Below are 20,795 nucleotides of genomic sequence, written 5' to 3' on the forward strand. Positions count from 1 at the left end.
TGACCGATTCGGTCAGCCCGGCCGGTGCCGCAGGCCGTCCATCAGCAGGTCGAGCAGGCGTCCGGCCTGGGCGCGCTGGTCCGGCTCGCCGGCCACCAGGGAGACCCCGCTGAGGCTGGCGAGCACGTCGGCGGCGGCCACGTCGGCGCGCAGGGCACCGGCCGCCGCGCCGGCCGCGAGCAGGTCGCCGAGCGCGGCCAGCAGCCGGTCGCGGCTCTGCGCGTACGGGTTGGCGCCGGAGGCGATGACCAGCCGCAGCGCGTCGGCCATGCCCCGCTTGGTGGTGAGGTAGTCGACGAACCGGTCCATCCACGCGCGCAGCGCCGCGTCGGCGGGCTGGGCGGCGAGCAGCGCCGGGGCGGCGTCGCAGAGCTTCTCCAGCTCGTTGCGGTAAGCCGCCTCGATCAGCGCCTCCCGGCTGGGGAAGTGGCGGTAGAGCGTGCCGATGCCGACGCCGGCCTCCTTGGCGACCCGGTCCAGCGTTACCTCCGGGCCGTCCTGGGAAAACGCCTGGACCGCGGCGTCCAGCAGCCGCTGCCGGTTGCGCAGCGCGTCCGCGCGCGGCGGTCGGTCGGGCACGGTTCCTCCTCGGCTCGACCGGGTCGCGGCCCGGGTCGGTGGTAACCGGAGTCTCCTCCGGTTATGCTGAGCAAGTAACGGAGGATCCTCCGCTTCTGATCGTAGCGGGCGGACATCGGTCCGCGTCGCCGTCGACAAGGATGGACCATGACAACCCCGACACCAGTCACCACCCCGTTCTCCGCCGAGACCACCGCCCTGGAGGTGGTCAGTGACCTGGACCTGACCGGCCGGCGAGCCGTCGTCACCGGCGGCGCCTCCGGGATCGGCGTCGAGACCGCCCGCGCGCTCGCCGCCGCCGGGGCCGACGTCACCCTCGCCGTCCGCAACACCGAGGCCGGTCAGCGTGCCGCCGCCGAGATCACCGGTGCCACCGGCAACGACCGGATCCTGGTCGCCCCGCTCGACCTGGACGATCTCGCGTCGGTGGCCGCGTTCGTCCGGAACTGGGACGGGCCGCTGCACATGCTCGTCAACAACGCCGGGATCATGGCCTCCCCGGAGATGCGTACCCAGCAGGGCTGGGAGATGCAGTTCGCCACGAACCACCTCGGCCACTTCGCGCTGGCCACCGGACTGCGCCCGGCGCTCGCCGCGGCCGGTGGCGCGCGGATCGTCTCGGTCAGCTCGGGCGCCCACCTGCGCTCGCCTGTGGTGTTCTCCGACATCCACTTCCGGCAGCGGCCGTACGACCCGTGGCTGGCGTACGGGCAGTCCAAGACCGCGAACGTGCTGTTCGCGGTGGAGGCGACCCGTCGCTGGGCCGACGACGGCATCTACACCAACGCGCTGATGCCCGGCGCGATCCGGACCAACCTGCAGCGCTACATCACCGAGGAGGAACTGGTCCGGATGCGCGCGCAGAGCGGTGGCGGCGCGGCCTCGTTCAAGACCCCCGAGCAGGGCGCGGCGACCTCGGTGCTGGTCGCCGCCTCACCGCTGCTCGACGGCGTCGGCGGCCGGTACTTCGAGGACTGCCAGGAGGCCGGGCCGAACCAGCCGGGCACGCGGACCGGCTGGGCGCCGTACGCCCGGGACCCGGAGGCCGCCGAGCAGCTCTGGACCGTATCCGAGGAGCACCTGAAGGGCTGAGGCCGCACACGACGAAGGGGGCGCGCGGCATGTCGCCGCGCGCCCCCTCGCCGTACGGGATCTACAGACCCAGCTCGGCCTCGAAGTTGCCGCCCTCCAGCCGCTGCTTCACGGCGGTGAGGAAGCGGGCCGCGTCGGCGCCGTCGATCAGCCGGTGGTCGTACGACATGGCCAGGTAGACCATCGACCGGATCGCGACGACCTCACCCAGCTCCGGGTCGTTGACCACGACCGGGCGCTTCACCACGGCACCCGTGCCGAGCATCGCCGACTGCGGCGACGGCACGATCGGGGTGTCGAACAGCGCGCCCCGGCTGCCGGTGTTGGTGATCGTGAAGGTCGCCCCGGCCATCTCGTCCGGGGTGATCTTGTTGGCCCGGGTGCGCTCGGCCAGGTCGGCGATCCGCTTGGCGATGCCGCCCATGTTGAGGTCACCGGCGTTGTGGATGACCGGCACGAGCAGGCCGCGCTCGGTGTCCACGGCGATGCCCAGGTGCTCGGCGGCCGGGTAGGTGATCGTGCCGCCGTCCAGGTCCATGCTGGCCTGGACGATCGGGTACGTCTGGAGCGCCTCGATCGCGGCCAGCGCGAAGAACGGCAGGAAGGACAGCTTCACGCCGTGCTTGGCCTGGAACGAGTCCTTGGCCCGCGCCCGCAGCTTGGCGACCTTGGTGACGTCGACCTCGACGACGGTGGTCAGCTGCGCCGTCTCGTGCAGCGACTGCTGCATCCGCTTGGCGATGGTGGCCCGGATGCGCGGCAGCTTCTCCGTGGTGCCCCGCTTGGCGCTCGGCTCCGGCTTGGCGGCCGGCTTTGCCGGGGCCTCGGCCTTGGCGGCCGGCGCGGCGGCGGCCGGCTCCGGCTTGGCGGCCTTCGCCTTCTCGGCCGCCTCCAGCACGTCCTGCTTGCGGATGCGGCCACCCACGCCGGTGCCCTTGAGCGAGCCCAGGTCCACGCCGTGCTCGGCGGCGAGCTTGCGCACCAGCGGCGTCACGTACCCGGCGGAGTCCTCGCCGAACTCGGCCGGAACGCTCGGACGCTGCGCGGCGGCCGGCGCGGACGGCTGGGCTGCCGCCTCGGCCTTGGCCGGCTGCGCTGCCTTCTCCGCCTCGGCGGCCGGCTCGTTGTAGGACGCGCCCGGCGTCGGCTCCTCGACCTTCGGCTCCGGCTTCGGCTCGGGCTTCGCCTCGACCTTCGGCTCCGGCTTGGGCTCGGGCTTCGGCTCCGCCTTCGCGGGGGCGGCACCGGCCACCCCGACGATCGCCAGCACGGCGCCGACGTCGGCGGTCTCGTCCTCGGCGACCTTGATCTCCTGCAGCGTGCCGGCGACCGGCGACGGGATCTCGGTGTCGACCTTGTCGGTGGAGACCTCCAGCAGCGGCTCGTCCACCTCGACGGTCTCGCCGACCTGCTTGAGCCAGCGGGTGACCGTACCCTCGGTGACGCTCTCGCCCAGCGCCGGCATGGTCACCGGCGTGCCCTCGCCCGACGACGCGGCGGGCTGGGCCGGCTCCTCGACGGCCGGCTGCTCGGCCTCGGCGCCCGGCTCGGCGGCGGCCTCCTCGGCCTGCTGCTCCGGCTCGGGGCCGGTGCCCTCGGCGGCGGCCGTCGGCTCGGTGGCCGGCTCGGCCTCCTCGGTGGGAGCCGCGCCCGCGTCCTCGCCCTCGCCGGCGATGACCGCCAGCTCGCTGCCGACCTCGGCGGTCTCGTCCTCGCCGACCACGATCCGGCTCAGCACGCCCGCCGCGGGGGACGGGATCTCGGTGTCGACCTTGTCGGTCGACACCTCGAGCAGGGGCTCGTCGACCTCGACGGTGTCACCCTCCTGCTTGAGCCAGCGCGTGACGGTGCCCTCGGTGACGCTCTCGCCGAGCCGGGGCATGGTGACCGATACCGGCATGTTCTCCAGACTCCTTCATTCCCCTGGTGGGATCATCGCCCGTCGCCGGACGCCGCGGTTGTCGTGTCAGGCGTGCGAGTGCAGCGGCTTGCCGGCCAGGGCCAGGTGCGCCTCGCCCAGAGCCTCGTTCTGCGTCGGGTGGGCGTGCACGAGCTGCGCCACCTCGGCCGGGTACGCCTCCCAGTTGTAGATGAGCTGCGCCTCGCCGATCAGCTCACCGACCCGGGCGCCGACCATGTGCACGCCGACCACCGGGCCGTCGTCCACCCGGACCAGCTTCACGTGGCCGGCGGTCTTGAGGATCTGGCTCTTGCCGTTGCCGCCCAGGTTGTAGTTGTAGGTCTTGATCTTGTCGGCGCCGTACTGCTCCTTGGCCTTCGCCTCGGTCAGGCCGACCGACGCCAGCTCCGGGTCGCAGTAGGTGACGCGCGGGATGCCGGCCTCGTCGATGACGGCCGGGCTCTTCCCGGCGATCTCCTCGGCGACGAAGATGCCCTGCTGGAAGCCGCGGTGCGCGAGCTGCAGGCCGGGCACGATGTCGCCGACCGCGTAGACGTTCGGCACGCTGGTGCGCAGCCGCTCGTCGGTCAGCACGTAGCCGCGGTCCATCTTGACGCCCTGCTCCTCGTAGCCGAGGCCGGCGGTGTTCGGGCCACGGCCCACGGCGACCAGCAGCAGCTCGGCCTCGACCGTGTCGCCGCCCTGAATGGTCAGCTTCACGCCCTTGTCGGTCTTCTCGACCTTCTCGAACGGCTTGCCGACCTTGAAGTTGATCTTCCGCTTGCGGAACGCCCGCTCCAGCGCCTTCGACGACTCCTCGTCCTCGGCCGCGACCAGGCGGGGCAGCGCCTCGACGATGGTCACGTCCACGCCGAAGGACTTCCAGACGCTGGCGAACTCGACGCCGATCACGCCGCCGCCGAGCACGATCGCCGACGACGGGACGCGGTCCAGGGTCAGGGCGTGGTCGCTGGTGATGATCCGCTCACCGTCGACGTCCAGGCCCGGCAGGCTCTTGGCGTACGAGCCGGAGGCCAGCACGACGTTGCGGCCGGTGTAGCGCTTGCCGTCCACCTCGACGACGTTCTTGCCGACCAGCTTGCCCGCGCCGGCCACGAACGTGATCTTCTTGCTGCCGCCCACCAGGCCCTGCAGGCCCTTGTACAGACGGGAGATCACGCCGTCCTTGTACGAGTTGACCGCCTTCATGTCGATGCCGACCAGCTCGGCCTTCACGCCGAACTGCTCGGACTCGCGGGTCTGGTCGGCGATCTCGGCGGCGTGCAGCAGCGCCTTGGTCGGGATGCACCCGTTGTGCAGGCAGGTCCCGCCCAGCTTGCTCTTCTCGATGAGGGCGACGGAGAGGTCCAGCTGGGCGGCACGCAGCGCCGCCGCGTAGCCGCCGCTACCACCTCCGAGGATGACGATGTCGAAGGTCGTGTCGTTCGGCTCGCTCACATCCAACTCCCAGGTCGCGTCACTGCATCGGGGGTTACGGCGGAGTAACAGGCACACCCCACCTCGGTCATCTTGTCACCACCACGGACCGGGCGCGTACCGAGGTGCCCAACGACACGTCGGTGACACGTACCCTTGGCACCGTTCTCGATGACGGCGGTGGGGGAGGAGTGGATTCGGTGGGGCTGTTCCGACGACGCAAGCGGGCGGCCCCGGCGAGCCGCGACCGCGCCGCCGACCGTGCCGATCTGGACCATCTGGAGAACTTCGTCCGGACCCGGAAGGGCGTCGAGGCGTACATCGAGCCTCGTACGACAGTCACCGAGACCACGATCATGCTGATCGCCGACGACGGCGAGTGGACCCGGCGGCGCGTCGGCGGGCCGGACGAGGCTCGCCGCTGGGCGCACCGGATCGCCATTCCGATCTACGACGTGCGGCTGATGGGCTACCCGCAGCGCATGCGCGACTACAACGAGCGCCGCAAGCGCCGTCCCGAGCTGTACTGAGGCTCTCGGGCGCAGGTGTTGAAAAGGGCCACTTCTGCAACGCCAGGCGTTGAGAAGGGGCCCTTCCCTACACGTCAGCCGTTGGTGGCGACGTCCTCGACCAGGTGCACGAGCGTACGCACCGGCACGCCGGTGCCGCCCTTGGTCCAGTAGCCGGTCGCCTCACCCGAGTGGTAGCCCGGGCCGGCGATGTCGATGTGCGCCCACGCCACGTCGTCGGTGACGAACTCGCGCAGGAACACCCCGCCCTGGAGCATGTGCCCGGCCCGGTCCATCCCGGCGTTGACCTGGGAGATGTCCGCGACCTCGGACTCCATGCCCTTGCGCACGTCGTCCGGCAGCGGCATCGGCCAGGCCGGCTCGCCGGTCGCGTCACCGGCGACCCGCACCCGCTCGCACAGCTCCGGGGTGCCCATCACACCGGCGATCCGCTTGCCCAGCGCGATCACCTGGCCGCCGGTCAGCGTGGAGGTCTCGAACAGGTAGTCGGCGCCGTCCGCGCAGGCCCGCGCCATCGCGTCGGCCAGCACCATCCGGCCCTCGGCGTCGGTGTTGAGCACCTCCACCTTCTTGCCGTTGAACATGCTGATCACGTCGCCCGGCCGGTAGCTGGTGCCCGACGGCATGTTCTCCGCCATCGGCAGGTAGCCGGTGACGGTGACCGACGGCTTGAGCGCCGCGACCGCCAGCATGGCCGCGCCGACCGCCGCCGCGCCGGCCATGTCCGACTTCATCTCCCACATGCCCTGCGCCGGCTTGATCGAGATACCGCCGGTGTCGAACGTGATGCCCTTGCCGACCAGCGCGACCCGCTTGCCGTTGCCGCCGCCGGAGGGCGTGTAGGTGATCTTCACCAGCCGCGGCGGGGCCTCGGAGCCCTGGCCGACGGCGAGGATGCCGCCGTAGCCACCGGCCTTGAGCGCCGCCTCGTCCAGCACCTCGACCTCCAGCCCCGCCTCGCGGGCCGCGGCGGAGACGACGTCGGCGAACGCCGGGGGACGCAGCTCGTTCGGCGCGGTGTTCACCCAGTCCCGGCTGGTCCGCACCGCGCCGGCCACCGCCTGCGCCCGCGCCACCTCGGCCTGGGCGGTCGCGTCGGCCGCGTCCGGCACCGCCACCAGCACCTCGGCCACCGGCTCGCGCCGGGCCGGCTGCGGCTTGGTCTTGTAGCCGGCGAACCGGTAGCCGCCCAGCAGCGCGCCCTCGGCGACCGCGCGCAGCGCGGCCGGGGCGTCGGCGTCGTCGGGCAGCGGCAGGGCCAGGGCGACGCGCGAGGCGCCGGCCAGCGCCCGTACGGCGGCGCCGGCGGCCCGGCGCAGCGACTCCGGGGCCGGAGCGGCGCCCGAGGGCTCCGGGCCGAGGCCGACGGCCACGACCAGCGGGGCGGTCACGGTGCCCAGCGTGGCCAGCTTGATCACCTCGCCCGGGCCACCGGTCGCGCCGAGCAGGGCCAGCGTCGCGGTCAGCTTTCCGTCGAACGCGGCGGCGATGCTCTCCCCGCCGGTGGCCAGCAGCAGGGCGTGGGCGGGTGCGCCGTTGCCCGGCTCGGTGGTCTGGCTGTGCACGCCGATCACGATCGCGTCGACGGCGAGTTCGGCGGGGTCGGTGTCGACCAGGCTGAGGGTGGTGCGGGGCGATGTCACGAAAGCTACTCCGGGCGGGCCGGGCCGGCCGCGTCGTCGCGTACCGGCGATGAAGGTGTCTCCGGCGGCAACCTACCCGCCGGGAGGCGTGGCTGTCCCGCCGATGCGTGCCGACGGGATCCCGCCGATGCTAACCACAGTGGTCCGGGCCGGTAAGTTGCCACCCATGACCGAGGTGACCTCCGACGCCGCCGAGACCCGGCTGCGCCGCTCCCCGCTGCACGAGCGGCACACCGCGCTCGGCGCGAAGTTCGCCCCCTTCGGGGGCTGGCAGATGCCGCTCGAGTACGCCGGTGGCGGCGTGCTCAAGGAGCACACGGCCGTCCGTGAGGGCGTCGGCGTGTTCGACGTCTCGCACCTGGGCAAGATCCGGGTGACCGGGCCGGGCGCGGCGGACTTCGTCAACGCCTGCCTCACCAACGACCTCGGCCGGATCACCCCCGGCCAGGCGCAGTACACGCTCTGCTGCGACGACGCCACCGGCGGCGTGGTGGACGACATCATCGCCTACCTGCACGCCGACGACCACGTCTTCCTGGTGCCCAACGCGGCCAACACCGCCGAGGTGGCCCGCCGGCTGCGCGCCGCCGCGCCCGCGGGCGTCACCGTCACCGACGAGCACGAGGCGTACGCGGTGCTCGCCGTCCAGGGACCGCGCTCGGCGGACCTGCTGGGCGCGCTCGGGCTGCCCACCGGGCACGACTACATGAGCTTCTCCACCGCCACGCTCGACGGGGTGGAGCTGACGGTGTGCCGCACCGGCTACACCGGCGAGCTGGGCTACGAGCTGGTCGTGGCGTCCGAGCACGCGGTCGCCGTCTGGGACGCGCTGTTCGCGGCGGCCGACGACGTCCGCGCCTGCGGCCTGGCCGCCCGGGACACGCTGCGCACCGAGATGGGCTACCCGCTGCACGGGCAGGACCTGTCCCCGGAGATCACCCCGGTGCAGGGCCGCTCCGGCTGGGCCGTGGGCTGGGACAAGGCGGCTTTCTGGGGCCGCGACGCGCTGCGCGCCGAGAAGGCCGCCGGCCCGGCCCGTACGCTGCGCGGCCTCACCGCCGTCGACCGGGCCATCCCGCGCCCCGGCATGGCCGTCTACGCGGGCGACCGGCAGGTCGGCACCGTCACCAGCGGCACGTTCAGCCCGACGCTCAAGCAGGGCATCGCGCTGGCGCTTGTCGACACCGACCCGAAGCTGCCCGACGGGGACGAGCTGGAGGTGGACATTCGTGGCCGCCGCGCCCGGATGCGCCTGACCCGGCCGCCGTTCGTCAAGCCCTCGGTGCGCTGAGGCCGGAGGCGGGCCCGCCCTCGGTGCGCTGAGCCGCGCGGGTCAGTCCTCGCCGCGCTCCCCGGCGTCGAGGACGGCCTGCGTCCAGCCGCCCTCCAGCACGCCGGTGCCGTCCAGCACGGCCCAGTCGACGACGTCGGTCGCCTCCACCACCACCGGGGAGCCGATCCGCACGCTCGGGTCGGTGTTGGCGTCGCTGGCGCTGGCACCGACGATCCGTTCCGGGGTGTCCCACGAGGTCACCCCGGCCCAGACGTACTCGGGGCCGTCGTCGCCGGGCAGGCCGTACTTGACCACGAGCTGGCTCTCCTCGGGCAGTCGCCCGGCCAGGAAGCGGGCCCGGATGTCGCCGAGCGCCTCCCGGGCGGTCTCCACCGCCCGGCTCATCGCGTCACCGGTGCGGGTGTAGCGCACGTCCGGCTGGATGCCGTTGAACAGCGTCGCGCAGGCGGCGGCGAAGTAGCGGCCGGGCGGACCCGGGTGCCCCGGCGGCGGGTTGAGGCTCAGGAACGAGTCGGCGTCCGGGTCGGTGGCCGGGTCCAGCTCCAGCCGCAGCAGCACCGGCGCGGTGGCGCCGTGCTGCTCCGGATTGCCGTACGCCACGGCGATGTCGTGCCCGGTCACCGTGGCCAGCACGGGAAGCTGCACGAACGCCGGCACCTCCTCGCCGGACAGCCCGTCGGTCCAGTCCCGCAGCAGCCGCCGGGCCGCGCCGGTCATCACCGCGCCCCACGCCCGGGTCAGGTGGTCCGGCACGCCCTGCGCCTGCAACTCCAGCAGCCCGAACCGGCGCAGCCCCTTCGTGGTGAACCACAGCCCGTCGGAGTCCGAGGAGTAGGGCACCAGCACCCAGTCGACGAGCCGGATCCGGCCCTGCTCGTCCGGCAGCGAGCGCAGCGCCGCCGCCGGGTCGAGGAACTGGAGCCCGAAGACGTCCACCACGTCCCCGTCCACCGTCTCGGCGACCGCCGCGGCCACCGCGCGGGCGGCCCACTCGTGCGCCGGCGGCCAGCCCGGCCGGTACTCGGCCTGCACCACCACCAGGTGGGTGGCGGCGGCCAGCCGGGCCAGCTGCTCCTCGGTCGCGCCGAACGCGGTGAGAAGGTCCGGCGGCAGCTCGGGGAACTCGTCGACGGTACGGGTGTCGACTGTCATCAGCGGGCTGTCGAGCATCTGCCGGGCCAGCCCGTGCACCGGTTCGGCGAGCCGGCCGGCCAGCCCTTCCACGGCCGTCTTCGGGCTCACCTTGGGCAGCCCGGTGATCGGTACCAGGTACGTCGCGTCGAGCGACTCGGGCACCGGTACCGGCAGGAAGTCGTCCGTGATGAGCATGCCGTCCCCCTCGACCGCGCCGGTGCACTCGCCCCGAACGCTACCCGCCCGGACCGGTGGCGCTCAGCCGGTCAGCACCAGTCCCAGGTAGGACAGCGTGGTGACGATCTCCACGAGCGCTCCGAGCACGTCGCCGGTGATGCCGCCGAAGCGGCGTACCAGGTGCCGCAGCAGCCCGGCCGCGACGGCGAGCGCGGCGAGGACGGCGAGCGGCCCCTGCCACGGACGGTCCGGCACCGCGGGCACCGCCGCCAGCGCGACGGCGACCGCGCCGAGCGCCGGCGCGCCCCACCCGACCGTGCCGGCGACGAGCGCGCCCAGGCCCTCCGGCCGGGCCGCCGGCACGCCGCGCCGGCAGGCCAGGCCGACGGCGAGCCGCCCGGCCGCGGTGGCCGCGACCACCGCGGCGAACGCGGGGAGGGCGTCCCGGCCGGCCAGCTCCGCGAGCACCGCGCTCTGGAGCAGGAGTACGACCACCAGCGCGACCACCCCGAACGGGCCGACGTCCGGCTGCTTCATGATCTCCAGCGCGGCCGGACCGCGCCGGTACGAGCCCAGCGCGTCGACGGTGTCGGCCAGCCCGTCCAGGTGCAGGCCCCGGGTGAGCAGCGCGCCCAGTCCCACGGTGACCACGGCGGCGACGAACGGTGGCGCGAGCGCGCCGGTGAGCAGCAGCACCCCGCCGAGTACGGCGCCGAGCAGCGCGCCGACCAGCGGGGCGAGCGCCATCGCGGTGCCGGCGGCGGCCCGGTCGACGCGTCCGGCGCGTACCGGGGCGGTGGTGAACGTGGTGAGCGCCAGCCGGATGCCGTCGGCGAGCCGCGCCTCAGTCGGCACGTCGGCCGGGGGAGACCGGCTCGTCGGACCCGATCGTCGTCGGTCCCGGCCCGGCCGGCTCCGGCTCGGCGAAGTCCGGCTCGTCGTCGGTCCGGCCGGCGTCGCTGCCCTCGTCGCCGGTGTCGCGGTCGTCGTCGGGGCCGCCCAGCGACGGGTGCACCGGGAGCGTCGCGGCGAGCGTCAGCGCGGAGCGCAGCAGCGGCAGCGCGGCCAGCGCGGTCGCCCCCTCGCCCAGGTCGAGCCGCAGGTCCACCAGCGGGGTCAGGCCGAGCACGTCGGCGGCGAGCCGTACGCCCGGACGGCCGCCGTGGTCGGGCAGCAGGCACCAGTGCCGGGCCTGCCCGGCCAGGTCGCGGCTGACCATGGCGGCGGCGGTGCCGACCGGCCCGTCCAGCAGCACCGGCAGCTTGCGGGCGGTCGCGCCCAGCAGCACGCCGGTGGCCAGCGCGATGTCGCCGCCGCCCAGCTCGGCCAGCACGTCCTTGGCCTCCCGGGCGGAGCGCCGGGTGCGGTGCAGCGCGTCCCGCACCGCCGCGCAGCGGACCATCCAGGCCGCGTCGTCGATCTCGCCCTGCTCGGTGACCACCCGGCCGAGCACCGTCGGCGGTTCCGCGCCGGCAGTGGCCGCGAGCACGGCTGCGGCGGCGGCCTCGGCGCCGGCCCCGCACGCGGCGAGCACCAGCAGCTGTACGCCCGCGTCGGCGGCCTGCTCGGCGAGCCGCCAGCCGTAGCGCAGCGCCGCCTCGACCTCGTCGGCGGGCAGGGCCGGGCGCTCCTCCATCGGCGCCGAGACGGGCGCCTCGACGATCTGCAGGCCGGCGCGGTTCTCGGCGGCGAGCCGGGCCAGCGCGCCCCGGCCGGCGCGAGCCTGCCGGGCGCGGCGGGCCGACTCACCGGCCGGTGCGCCCGCCGACGCGCCGCCCTCGTGGTCGCCCTGGATCAGCAGGACGCGCACCGAGTCCCACGGACGCGGCGTCGAGGTGCCCTGGGTGGCGGCGGCGAAGCCGACCACCTGTTCCAGCACGCCGAGACCGGCGCCGGGGATGTCGAGGGTGGCGAGCCGGTCGACCGCCTGCGGTCCGGTGTAGTCGTCGGGCATCGGCAGTTCCATGCCCGGCTGGATCACCAGCCCGGTGGCGATCATCGGCAGCGCCATGGTGGGCGCGGCCCAGTCGCCCGTACCGGGCTCGTCGGACGTGGCCGGGGCGGGCACCGGGGCGGCGGCCGGGGTGAGCACCTCGGGCAGCGTCACGTCCCCGGCGCCGAGGTCGGCCGGCGCGGTCCGGGGTGCCGCGGCGCGGCCGGGCTCGGCCTCGGGCGACGTGGCGGCGGGCGGCACGGCGTGCGCGGGGGCCGGAGCGGCCGGCTTGAGCCACGCGGCCTGGCCGGCGACCACCAGCGCGACCGCGTCGCAGGCGTCGGCGACCGCGCGGTTGGCGGCGCCGAGCGCGTCGGTGAACGCCCGGCCGAGCGGCGTGGTGGGCACCAGCGACAGGCCCACCTCGGGGCTGACCAGCACCAGGCGGGCGGTGCTGGAGCGCACCGCCGCGGCCAGCTCGGCGATCGTGGCGGTGTCGTCGGCCGGCTGGTGGGCCGGGTCGAGCAGCACCGTCACCCAGCCGCCCAGGTCGTCCACGAGCAGCGTCTCGTTCGGCCCGGCGGCGGCGATCACCTCGACCAGCCGGCCCGGGTTCGCCGCCGTCTCCTCGGTGGTCCAGCTCCCCGGCCGGCGGGCGCGGTGCGTCGCGAGGCGGGTCGCCCACTCGGTGTCCTCGGGATCCCCGGCCGGGGCGGTCGCCACGTACCGGACCGTGGGCGCGTCGGCGACCAGTGACTCGGCGAACTCGGACTTGCCGGAGCGGATACCGCCGAGCACCAGAAGGGTGTGCCACCCGTCAACGGACATGCCCCGTACCTTAGATGCCGCCGCCCGGGCGGGGCAGTCAGAGGTGGCTCATCGCGGTCGGCGCTCGGGGGCCTCGAAGCGATAGTCGTTGGGATTCACGTCAACCGGCTTCGGATCCTCCTGCCAGGCTCCCTCGCCGGGGCGGGCGAGGAGCGCGTCGAGCAGCTCCTCCCGGTCCATCTCGTGGGCCGCCTCGATGCCGCCGCGTACCGCCATCGCCCGCACCTCCTCGGTGTCCATCTCCCGCAACGGCCGCATGGTGTCCTCCCTCGCTGACGACGTCCGGCGTGGATACCCCGTTGGTGACGGCCGAACCTTGCGGGCACCCGCGCGTCGGCCCGCGCCGGTCGAGGGGTGAAGCGTCGTGGGCGGGCGACTAGGCTTGCGGAGGTTTGGCGTCCTGCGGGACGACGGCGGCGAGGGGAGACGCAGCATGGCGTGGAGCTGGCGGTACGAGGGCACGAACGGCGACGTGGTGGACGGACCCGTCGAATCGTTCACGAGCCAGGCGGACGCCGAGTCGTGGATCGGCCAGACCTGGCGGGAGCTCGCGGCATCCGGCGTCACCACGGTCGTGCTGGTCGAGGACGACCGGGTGGACTACCGGATGAGCCTGCAACCCCCGGCCGAATGACCGGCTACGACCGCCCGGGCGAGCCGCTGATCCTCGGCGTGCCCCGGGCGGCGTTCCGGCCGAGCCCGATCTTCCTGGCCCTGGTCGCGCTGTTCGTCGCGTCCGGGGTGATGACCTGGAACCGGTACGGCAACGTCGGCTTCGACGTGTTCCTCTTCGTCGTGTCCGGCTGGCTGGTCTCGCTGTGCCTGCACGAGTACGCGCACGCCGTGGTCGCGTACCGCTCCGGTGACCGGGACATCGCGCACCGGGGCTACCTCACGCTCAACCCCCTGAAATACACCAGCCCGCTGCTGTCGATCGTGCTGCCGGTGGTCGTGGTGCTGCTCGGCGGCATCGGCCTGCCCGGCGGGGCGGTCTGGGTGGACCGGCACGCCATCCCCGGCCGGCTGCGGCACACGCTCGTCAGCCTGGCCGGGCCGGCCACCAACGTGCTGTTCACGCTGGTGCTGGTGGCGGCGGTGGCGTGGGGGCCGGAACTGGGCGGGCCGCTGGAGTTCTGGGCCGGCGTCGGGCTGCTCGCGTTCCTCCAGCTCACCGCCAGCGTGCTCAACCTGCTGCCGGTGCCGGGCCTGGACGGCGGCAACATGCTCCAGCCCTGGCTCAGCCCCGCCTACCGGCGGATGTACGACCTGTTCGCCCCGTACGGATTCATCCTGCTCTTCGCGCTGCTGTGGAGCCCGCAGATCAACCGGGCGTTCTTCGGCGCGGTCTTCGCCGTCGGCGACGCGCTCGGCCTGCCGCGCGAGCTGTACCAGATCGGCTACGCCCTGATCCGCTTCTGGGAGTAGCCGGCCGGTCGTCCCCGGGCCGGTGCGACCCGGCCCGGGAACGACGCGACGTCACGGGCGCTGAGCCGGGCTCTCGGTCTTCGCCGGGTCCCGCTCGGTGACCGGCTCGACGATCTCGTCGATCGCCTTGAGCAGGTCGGCGTCGAGCTTCACGCCCGCCGCCTTCACGTTGTCGTGCACCTGCTCCGGCCGGGACGCGCCGATGATCGCCGAGGAGACGTTCGGGTTCTGCAGCACCCAGGCGACGGCGAGCTGCGGCATGGTCAGCCCGGCCTGCTCGGCCAGCGGCTTGAGCCGCTGCACCCGGGTCAGCACGTCGTCGGTCATGAACCGGGCGATGAACCCGGCGCCGGACTTCTCGTCCGTGGCGCGGGAGCCCGCGGGCGGCGGCTGGCCCGGCAGGTACTTGCCGGACAGCACGCCCTGGGCCATCGGCGACCAGACGATCTGGCCGATGCCCAGCTCCTCGCTGGTGGGGACCACCTCGGTCTCGATGACGCGCCACAGCATCGAGTACTGCGGCTGGTTCGAGATCAGCGGGATGCGCAGCTCGCGGGCCAGCGCGTGCGCCTCACGCAGCTGGGACGCCTTCCACTCGGAGACGCCGATGTAGTGCGCCTTGCCGGAGCGTACGACGTCGGCGAAGGCCTCCATCGTCTCCTCCAGCGGGGTGCTGTAGTCGTAGCGGTGAGCCTGGTAGAGGTCCACGTGGTCGGTCTGCAGGCGGCGCAGCGAGCCGTCGATCGACTCCATGATGTGCTTGCGGGACAGACCCCTGTCGTTGCGGCCGGGACCGGTCGGCCAGTAGACCTTGGTGAAGATCTCCAGCCCTTCGCGACGCTCGCCCTTGAGCGCGCGGCCGAGCACCGACTCGGCGCGGGTGCCCGCGTACACGTCGGCGGTGTCGAAGGTGGTGATGCCGTTGTCGAGGGCGGCGCGGACGCACGCGACCGCCGCGTCCTCCTCGACCTGCGAGCCGTGGGTGATCCAGTTGCCGTACGAGATCTCGCTGACCATCAGGCCGGAGCGGCCCAGGTGACGGAATTCCATGCTCCCGACCCTAGACCTGCCCGCTCCCGGACGCCGTCCGGCGCTCCCCGGCGCCGGCGTGAGCCGCAGGTCAGAGCACCGGGCTGGCGTCGGCGAGCAGCCTGTCGATCTCGGCGACCACGGCCGCGCGGCCCGGGTGCACCGGGTCGATCAGCGGCTCGCCGCGCCGGTCCAGCGCGCCCCAGCGGCCCGACTCGGTGGCGACCAGGAACGCCACCGGGTGCACCACCACCGTCGGGTACGCCGGCGCCACCACCACCCGGCCGCCCCGGTCCACGACACCCCGGCGGCCGGCCAGCTCGACCACGGCGAGCCCGTCGGCGGTGAACCCGTCGACCTCGCGCCCGTCCGCGAGCGGTGTGCCGAGACGGTGGTAGCGGGTCGGCACCACCACCTCGCCGGTGAGGTCCACCGCACCCCAGCCGCCGTTCTGCCGTACCGCCGCCAGGCCGTTGCGGAACGGCCGCGCCTCCTCGTACCCGGGCGGGATCTTCACGATGTTCATCCGGTCGACGGCCATCCACCGGCCCTTGCCGTCCATCGACACCCAGGACAGCCCGTCCGAGAAGGGCACCACCGAGCGGTAGCCGTTGTTCGCCTCGATCAGCGCCGCGCCGGACGTGTCGATCAGCGCCCACCGGGACGCCTCCGGCCGCCGTACCCAGGCCAGGCCCTCGCGGAACGGCTGCGCCTCGGCGTACCGGTGCGCGATGACCATGTCGCCGTCGGCGTCCGCGTACCCCCAGAGCTGTTGCTCCTCGTCGAACGTCGCCACCGGCGGACGAGGCGTGCCGAGCACCTCCTCCGGTCGGCGCGGCGGGGGACCGAAACCGTCGGCGGCGGCCCGCTGCGCGACCGCGTCCAGCGCGACCTCGACCCGGGCGTTCAGCTGCGCGTCCTCGCCGTGACGCAGGTCCAGCGCGCGCTCGAAGTGCAGGCACGCCTCGGTCAGCCGGCCCTGGTCGTAGCAGCACCGTCCGGCGTGCTCGTGCAGCAGCGCGCGCAGCCGGTCCGGCAGTTCCGGCGAGTTCGCCTCGGCGAACATCCGGTCGGCCTCCGCGTGGTCGCCCCGCCACCGCAGCGCCTCCGCGAGGCGCGCGCGGGCCAGCGCGGTCCGCCGGAACTCGCCGGTGGCCTCGGCGTACGTGACCGCCAGCCGCGCGTCCCCGAGCGCGTCGTCCAGGTCACCGAGGATCCGGGACGCCACCGCGCGCAGGCTCAGCAGCCGGGCCCGGCTGCGGTTGTCGAGTGTGGTGTCCAGTTTGCCGGTCAGCCCGTCCCGGATCACCCGCAGCTGCGCCGGGTCGGGCGCCTGCTCGCGCAGCGTACGCGGATCCAGTTCCCAGCCGACCGCGGCGAGCGCCTGCTCGGGGTCGACCGGAGGCGGCGGCTCGGCGTCCGCCGCCGGATCCGCGTCGTCGTCGGTTGCGGCTTCGGGGGTACGCCGATCCTGCGCCTCGTCAGCTTGCTCGGTGCCGGCCGGGGCGCCGTCGCCGGTGTGGGCCTGCGCCTCTTGGGCGGGCGTGGCGTCGGCCACGGTGCCGGTCTGCTCCTCGGTGGATGGGGAGAGCCCGGCGTGGTCGGCGCCGTCGATCGTCGTCGGTTCCCCGGCCGTGTCCTCGGCGCCGGTTTCCGGTGCCGTCTCGTCTGCGGTGTCCGGTGTGGTGTGCGGTGCCGTCGCGTCGACGGTGGTTCCTGGTGTCGCGCCGGTGGTGGTTCCTGGTGTCGCGCCGCTGTGCTGCCGGGCTTCGGTGGTGGTTTCCGGCGTCGCGCCGCTGTCCTGGCGGGCTTCGAGGCAGGCTTCCGATGCCGCGCTGCTGTCCTGGCGGGCTTCGACGGCGACTTCCGGTGTCGTGTCGTCGTCCTGGCGGGCTGCGGCGGCGGTGACATCGTTCGGAGCGCGCTCCGGGCCGGGACCGGGCCGGTCGGGTGCCGTCGCCACCGCGACCTGCGGCTCGGGATCGGCGGCCGGACTGTCGGGTGCGGTCACGGGGGCGCCGGCCTCCGCCGTGGTCCGCTCGACCGTCGGGGTGATCTGCGCGTCCACGGATGCGGCCGACGAGCCGGTGGCCGCTGCGGCAACGGCGGATGCGTCCACGGTCGATGCGTCCACGGTGGACGGGGAGGCGATCGGCGCCGGCACGATCGGCGCCGGCACGATCGGTGCCGGCGCGGGCGGGGACGGCGCCGGTGCGGGCGATACGTCGACGGGGCTCGCGGGCCTGCCGAAGCTGCCGGGCGAGGCCGTGTTCGGGTCGGTGGCCGGGGCGGTACCGGCCTTCGGCGCGGTCGGCGTGCCGTTCGTGATGCCGTCGTCGTCGGCTTGCCGGACGGCGCCGGTTGACGGGGTGGAGTCGATTGACGGTGTGGAGCCGGTTGGCGGGACCGTGCTGGTTGACGGGGTGGAGTCGACTGGCAGGGCGGCGTCGGGGGACGGAGCTGCGGGGAGCGACGAGCTGGCGTCACGCGGCGCGATGGCGGGAGGTGTCGTGCTCTCCGCGGACGGTGCGGTGGCGGAGGCGCTCCCGTCCGCCGGACGTGATGCGGCGGCGGGGAAGGGCGTGGCGGGGTCGGCAGTGGACGCCGGCGCCGGACCGGGCACGGCCAGCACGGAGGCGCCGTCCCCCGGCACCGTGGCATCGATTCCCGGCGCCGTCGTCACGGCGTCCGGCGTCTGCGTTGCCGCTTCCGGCTCGCCGTCGTGGCCCGGCTGAGATCTTGGTACGAAATGGCCCTCAGGGGGGCCGAAATCGTCCAAGATCTCCGGCGGTTCCGGGTCTCCTGCGGGCCGGGAGGGCTGGAACCATGCCTCGGCGCCGGGGGAGGGCGGAGGTGTCGTCCTCGACGGGCCGCCGTTCTCCGACGGCTCGTCGGCCGGGCCGGGGGATGTGTCGGCTCCGAGGCGGTCCGCGCCCGGTGTGGGCTGCGGGTTGCGGTCGACGCCGGGACGGGCGATGGCCGTGTCGGACGTGGTTCGGGAGCCCTCGGTATCGGGCCGGCTGCCGTCCGAGCGGGACTCGGGCCGGATGCCCGCGTCAACTCTGAGGCTGCCGATTCCCGTGGCGGGAACGTCGACACCGGCCTCGGGCCGACCGGTGTCCGCGTGCGGCGTGACCGGAGCACCCGTGCGGGGCGTCGTCTCGATGCGCGCGTCAGCACCGTGGACGTCCGTGTCCGGCGCAGGCGGGGTGCTCGTCCGGGACGCCGCCTCAGCATCGGCCCGGGGACGGTCGGCGTCCGCGCCGGGGACGGGCCGGGTGTCCGTGCCCGCCGTGGGCCGGGCGTCCGCGTCGGCTGCTGGGCGGCCGGGCGTACCCGGCTGCGGCGCGACGACGGGCCGCTGCGCGGGCTGTGCTTCCGACGTGGCGGCGTGGCTCGACGGGCCGACCGGTGGTGGCGCGGCCGGCCGGACCGGGGCGGGACCGGGATAGGTGGGCGGTGCCGGACGTGCCGGCGCGGCCCGTGGCGGCTGGAACGGCGGCGGACCCTGGCGTTCCTCGACCCGGCCCTGCGCCGGAGCCGGGCGAGCGGGCTCCTCGCTGCGCTGCACCGGTCCGCCGGCGACCGGAGCCTGCACACCGCCGCTGGATGTGCCGACCACCGGCGCGTCCGACGACGTCCAGGGCTCGCTGGGCCGCGTCGCCCTGGACTCGTTCGGCGGCGTCGTCCTGGGTTCCGCCGGCGGCACCACCCTGGGCTCGGCCGGTCGCGTCGCCCTGGGCTCGGCCGGCGGCGTCACCCTGGGTTCGGCCGGCCGCGCTGTCCGGTGCTCGTCCGGGTGGGCAACCGCCTGATCCGGGGCCGCCGGCCGGCGCTCGTCGGGCCGTACCGGCCAGTGCTGCGGCCGGGACTCGGAACGCGCGGCGGCACCGTCGGGCCGGCGACGGTCCTGCTCCGGTTGCTCCTGGCCGGCCTCCGGGCGGGACGGGGCGGTGGGCGGCCTGATGGCGTGGGCACGTGGGCCGGCGGCATCGGGCTGGGCGCCCGGACCGGCCGGCCTGACGTCGCGGGCGTCCGGGCGTGCGGAGCCGTCCTGCTCGGGGCGGCGTGCCTCGGGGCGCGGGCCGTCGGCGGGCGCGGCCGGGTGCCGGGGCGGCATCGGCCGGTCCGCCGGAGGGCGGTACCGCTCGTCGGGCCGGTGCGCGTCGGGCTCGGGCCGGGGGCGGGGCTCGATGATCGGCCATTCGCCCTGGTGCGGACGGGCCCGGTCGGCAGGCGGACGCTGCCGGCGCGGGTCGGCGCCGGGACGCGGCGGGGCGACGGTGTGTGGGTCGGACGGGCGGGGTCCCTGCGCGCCGTACCGGTCGGGTTCGCTCTGCTGCGCGGGTCGCGCGTTCTCGGGCGCCCGGCGCTGGGTCTCGGAGTACGCGGCGGCCTCGCGGCCCGGCGCACGGTCGTCCCACCGCCCACCGGCCGGCTCGCGCCGGTCCGCCGGGGGACGTGGGCCGGGCTCGCGGCGGCTGTCCCGCCCGGGCTCACGCTGCCCGTCGCGGCCCGGCTCGCCCCAGCCGGGTTCACGCCGGCCGTCGCGGCCCGGCCCGCCCCAGCCGGTTTCACGTCGGCCGTCGTGGCTCGGCTCGTCCCAGCGGGGTTCACGCCGATCCGGCTCGCCCCACCCCGCTGCGGTCCGCTCCGCCGGTGGCACGGCGTCGTCGCGCCGGCCGGTGCCGGGACCGCGCCGGTCCCGGCCGGGATCAATCGGTGACGGCTCCGGGAACGCACCGCGGCGGCCGTCGGGCAGGGGCTCGCGACGCCCGGCGGGGGAGTGCTGGTCCCGCCGGGCGTCGGGTGGCGTGCCCCATCGCTCGCCTGCGGCCGTCGGACGGCCGTCGACCGGGGCGCGCCTGCCGTCCTGGCGGTCGGTCCGGTGCGGGGCGGGGTGCGGGGACTCGTTCGGCTCCGGCATCCAGCCCGGCTGCGCGGTCCGGCGCGGTGCGCCGTCGGGGCGTACCCAGCGCTGGTCGAGCCGCTCCGGCGGCGGGCCCGGCCGGCGGCCGTCCGCGCCGGGGCCGTCGGAATGCCCACGCCGGTCGTCCGGCACGGCGGGGCGCTGTCCGCCGGGCCCGGCGGGACCCATCGGGTACGCCCCGCGTGGGATTGCCGGGCTGGTCGGGTACGTGCCGTGCGGCCCGGCCGGGCTGACCGGGTACGCGTCCGGGCGACCGGGAGGCGCGGCCCGGTGCGCCTCGTGCGGACCCGCCGGGCTGACCGGGTCCGACCAGCGTGAACCGGCCGGGCTCGTCGGATGCGCGCTCCGTGGACCGGCCGGGCTGACCGGGTATGTGCCGTGCGGCCCGGCGGGGCTGACGGGCTCGCCGCCACGCGGCCCGGCGGGGCTGACCGGGTACGTGCCGTGGGGACCGGCCGGGCTGACCGGTTCGCCGCCACGTGGGGCGGCGGGGCTGACCGGGTACGCGTCGCGTGGGGACGCCGGGCTGACCGGGTAGGCGTCACGCGGGCCCGCCGGACTCACCGGGGGCCGGGAACCCGCGGGGCTCACCGGGTACGTGTCCACGTCGGGCGCGGGGCTGACCGGGCGCACCTCGGCGCGGCCGACCACGGCACGCGGGCGCGGCGTCAGGTTCTCGATGCCGATGTCACCCGGGTAGCGCTGCCCGGGGAACTGCGGCTGCCACTCGTGGGTGGGCTCGGCGGCCCAGGCCGGTTCGGCCGGCTCACGCCAGCTGCCCCAGCCGCTCATCGGCAACCCCTCCCGCCGCTCGCGCGGGACGGCCCCGGGGCCGGCTCGCGTCGCTCGCTCACGGCGGTGTCA

15 protein-coding genes are annotated in these 20,795 nt (G+C 75.1%); 5 read left to right on the top strand and 10 right to left on the bottom strand.

What is annotated here, in order from left to right:
• Positions 1 to 12 precede the first annotated feature (12 nt).
• A complete protein-coding gene (locus O7607_RS20510) occupies positions 13 to 579 on the bottom strand; it encodes a TetR/AcrR family transcriptional regulator (RefSeq protein ID WP_269704799.1) in 567 nt (188 codons plus the stop codon).
• A gap of 147 nt (positions 580 to 726) precedes the next feature.
• Here O7607_RS20510 and O7607_RS20515 point away from each other — a divergent pair, with 147 nt between their 5' ends.
• Positions 727 to 1,671, top strand: coding sequence for an SDR family NAD(P)-dependent oxidoreductase (locus O7607_RS20515; protein ID WP_269704800.1), 945 nt, complete (start codon positions 727 to 729; stop codon positions 1,669 to 1,671).
• A gap of 61 nt (positions 1,672 to 1,732) precedes the next feature.
• On the opposite strand, the gene sucB is transcribed toward O7607_RS20515, so the two are convergent.
• Complete coding sequence (gene sucB / locus O7607_RS20520; RefSeq protein ID WP_269704801.1) at positions 1,733 to 3,571, bottom strand: 2-oxoglutarate dehydrogenase, E2 component, dihydrolipoamide succinyltransferase; 1,839 nt, start codon at positions 3,569 to 3,571, stop codon at positions 1,733 to 1,735.
• 66 nt (positions 3,572 to 3,637) lie between these two features.
• The gene (gene lpdA, locus O7607_RS20525; protein WP_269704802.1) at positions 3,638 to 5,029 is read right to left on the bottom strand and encodes a dihydrolipoyl dehydrogenase; all 1,392 of its coding nucleotides are present in this window, start codon (positions 5,027 to 5,029) and stop codon (positions 3,638 to 3,640) included.
• Positions 5,030 to 5,208: 179 nt separating this feature from the next.
• Between lpdA and O7607_RS20530 the strand changes: the two genes are divergently transcribed.
• On the top strand, positions 5,209 to 5,538 hold the full coding sequence (locus O7607_RS20530) for a hypothetical protein (protein ID WP_064448299.1): 330 nt from the start codon (positions 5,209 to 5,211) through the stop codon (positions 5,536 to 5,538).
• Between the two features lie 74 nt (positions 5,539 to 5,612).
• Here O7607_RS20530 and O7607_RS20535 read toward each other — a convergent pair whose 3' ends face one another.
• Positions 5,613 to 7,181 (bottom strand): leucyl aminopeptidase, encoded by a 1,569-nt coding sequence (locus O7607_RS20535; RefSeq protein WP_269704803.1) that lies wholly within the window; start codon positions 7,179 to 7,181, stop codon positions 5,613 to 5,615.
• 166 nt (positions 7,182 to 7,347) lie between these two features.
• On the opposite strand from O7607_RS20535, the gene gcvT reads away from it, so the two are divergent.
• Positions 7,348 to 8,472: a glycine cleavage system aminomethyltransferase GcvT gene (gene gcvT / locus O7607_RS20540; RefSeq protein WP_269704804.1), complete on the top strand. Its 1,125-nt coding sequence runs from the start codon at positions 7,348 to 7,350 to the stop codon at positions 8,470 to 8,472.
• A 42-nt stretch (positions 8,473 to 8,514) separates the two neighbouring features.
• Here gcvT and O7607_RS20545 read toward each other — a convergent pair whose 3' ends face one another.
• The 4 genes from O7607_RS20545 to O7607_RS20560 form a co-directional block, all read right to left on the bottom strand.
• The gene (locus tag O7607_RS20545) at positions 8,515 to 9,804 is read right to left on the bottom strand and encodes a DUF2314 domain-containing protein (RefSeq protein WP_269704805.1); all 1,290 of its coding nucleotides are present in this window, start codon (positions 9,802 to 9,804) and stop codon (positions 8,515 to 8,517) included.
• A gap of 63 nt (positions 9,805 to 9,867) precedes the next feature.
• Entirely contained in the window at positions 9,868 to 10,641 is a 774-nt protein-coding gene (gene cobS / locus O7607_RS20550) for an adenosylcobinamide-GDP ribazoletransferase (protein ID WP_269704806.1), read from the bottom strand.
• A complete protein-coding gene (locus O7607_RS20555; RefSeq protein ID WP_269704807.1) occupies positions 10,631 to 12,547 on the bottom strand; it encodes a bifunctional adenosylcobinamide kinase/adenosylcobinamide-phosphate guanylyltransferase in 1,917 nt (638 codons plus the stop codon). The genes cobS and O7607_RS20555 overlap by 11 nt, the downstream gene beginning before the upstream one ends.
• Positions 12,548 to 12,595: 48 nt before the next feature.
• Positions 12,596 to 12,805, bottom strand: a complete 210-nt coding sequence (locus O7607_RS20560) for a hypothetical protein (RefSeq protein WP_030500114.1) — start codon at positions 12,803 to 12,805, stop codon at positions 12,596 to 12,598.
• A gap of 175 nt (positions 12,806 to 12,980) precedes the next feature.
• Between O7607_RS20560 and O7607_RS20565 the strand changes: the two genes are divergently transcribed.
• Positions 12,981 to 13,181 (top strand): hypothetical protein, encoded by a 201-nt coding sequence (locus tag O7607_RS20565; protein WP_269704808.1) that lies wholly within the window; start codon positions 12,981 to 12,983, stop codon positions 13,179 to 13,181.
• Complete coding sequence (locus O7607_RS20570; protein ID WP_071098270.1) at positions 13,178 to 13,972, top strand: site-2 protease family protein; 795 nt, start codon at positions 13,178 to 13,180, stop codon at positions 13,970 to 13,972. Before O7607_RS20565 ends, O7607_RS20570 begins: the two co-directional genes overlap by 4 nt.
• Before the next feature lie 51 nt (positions 13,973 to 14,023).
• Here the strand turns inward: O7607_RS20570 and O7607_RS20575 are convergent, their stop codons facing one another.
• Positions 14,024 to 15,022 (bottom strand): aldo/keto reductase family protein, encoded by a 999-nt coding sequence (locus O7607_RS20575; protein WP_269704809.1) that lies wholly within the window; start codon positions 15,020 to 15,022, stop codon positions 14,024 to 14,026.
• Between the two features lie 70 nt (positions 15,023 to 15,092).
• Positions 15,093 to 20,723, bottom strand: coding sequence for a WG repeat-containing protein (locus tag O7607_RS20580; protein WP_269704810.1), 5,631 nt, complete (start codon positions 20,721 to 20,723; stop codon positions 15,093 to 15,095).
• Positions 20,724 to 20,795 lie beyond the last annotated feature (72 nt).

The sequence above is a fragment of the Micromonospora sp. WMMA1949 genome (assembly GCF_027460145.1).
GTDB lineage: Bacteria > Actinomycetota > Actinomycetes > Mycobacteriales > Micromonosporaceae > Micromonospora.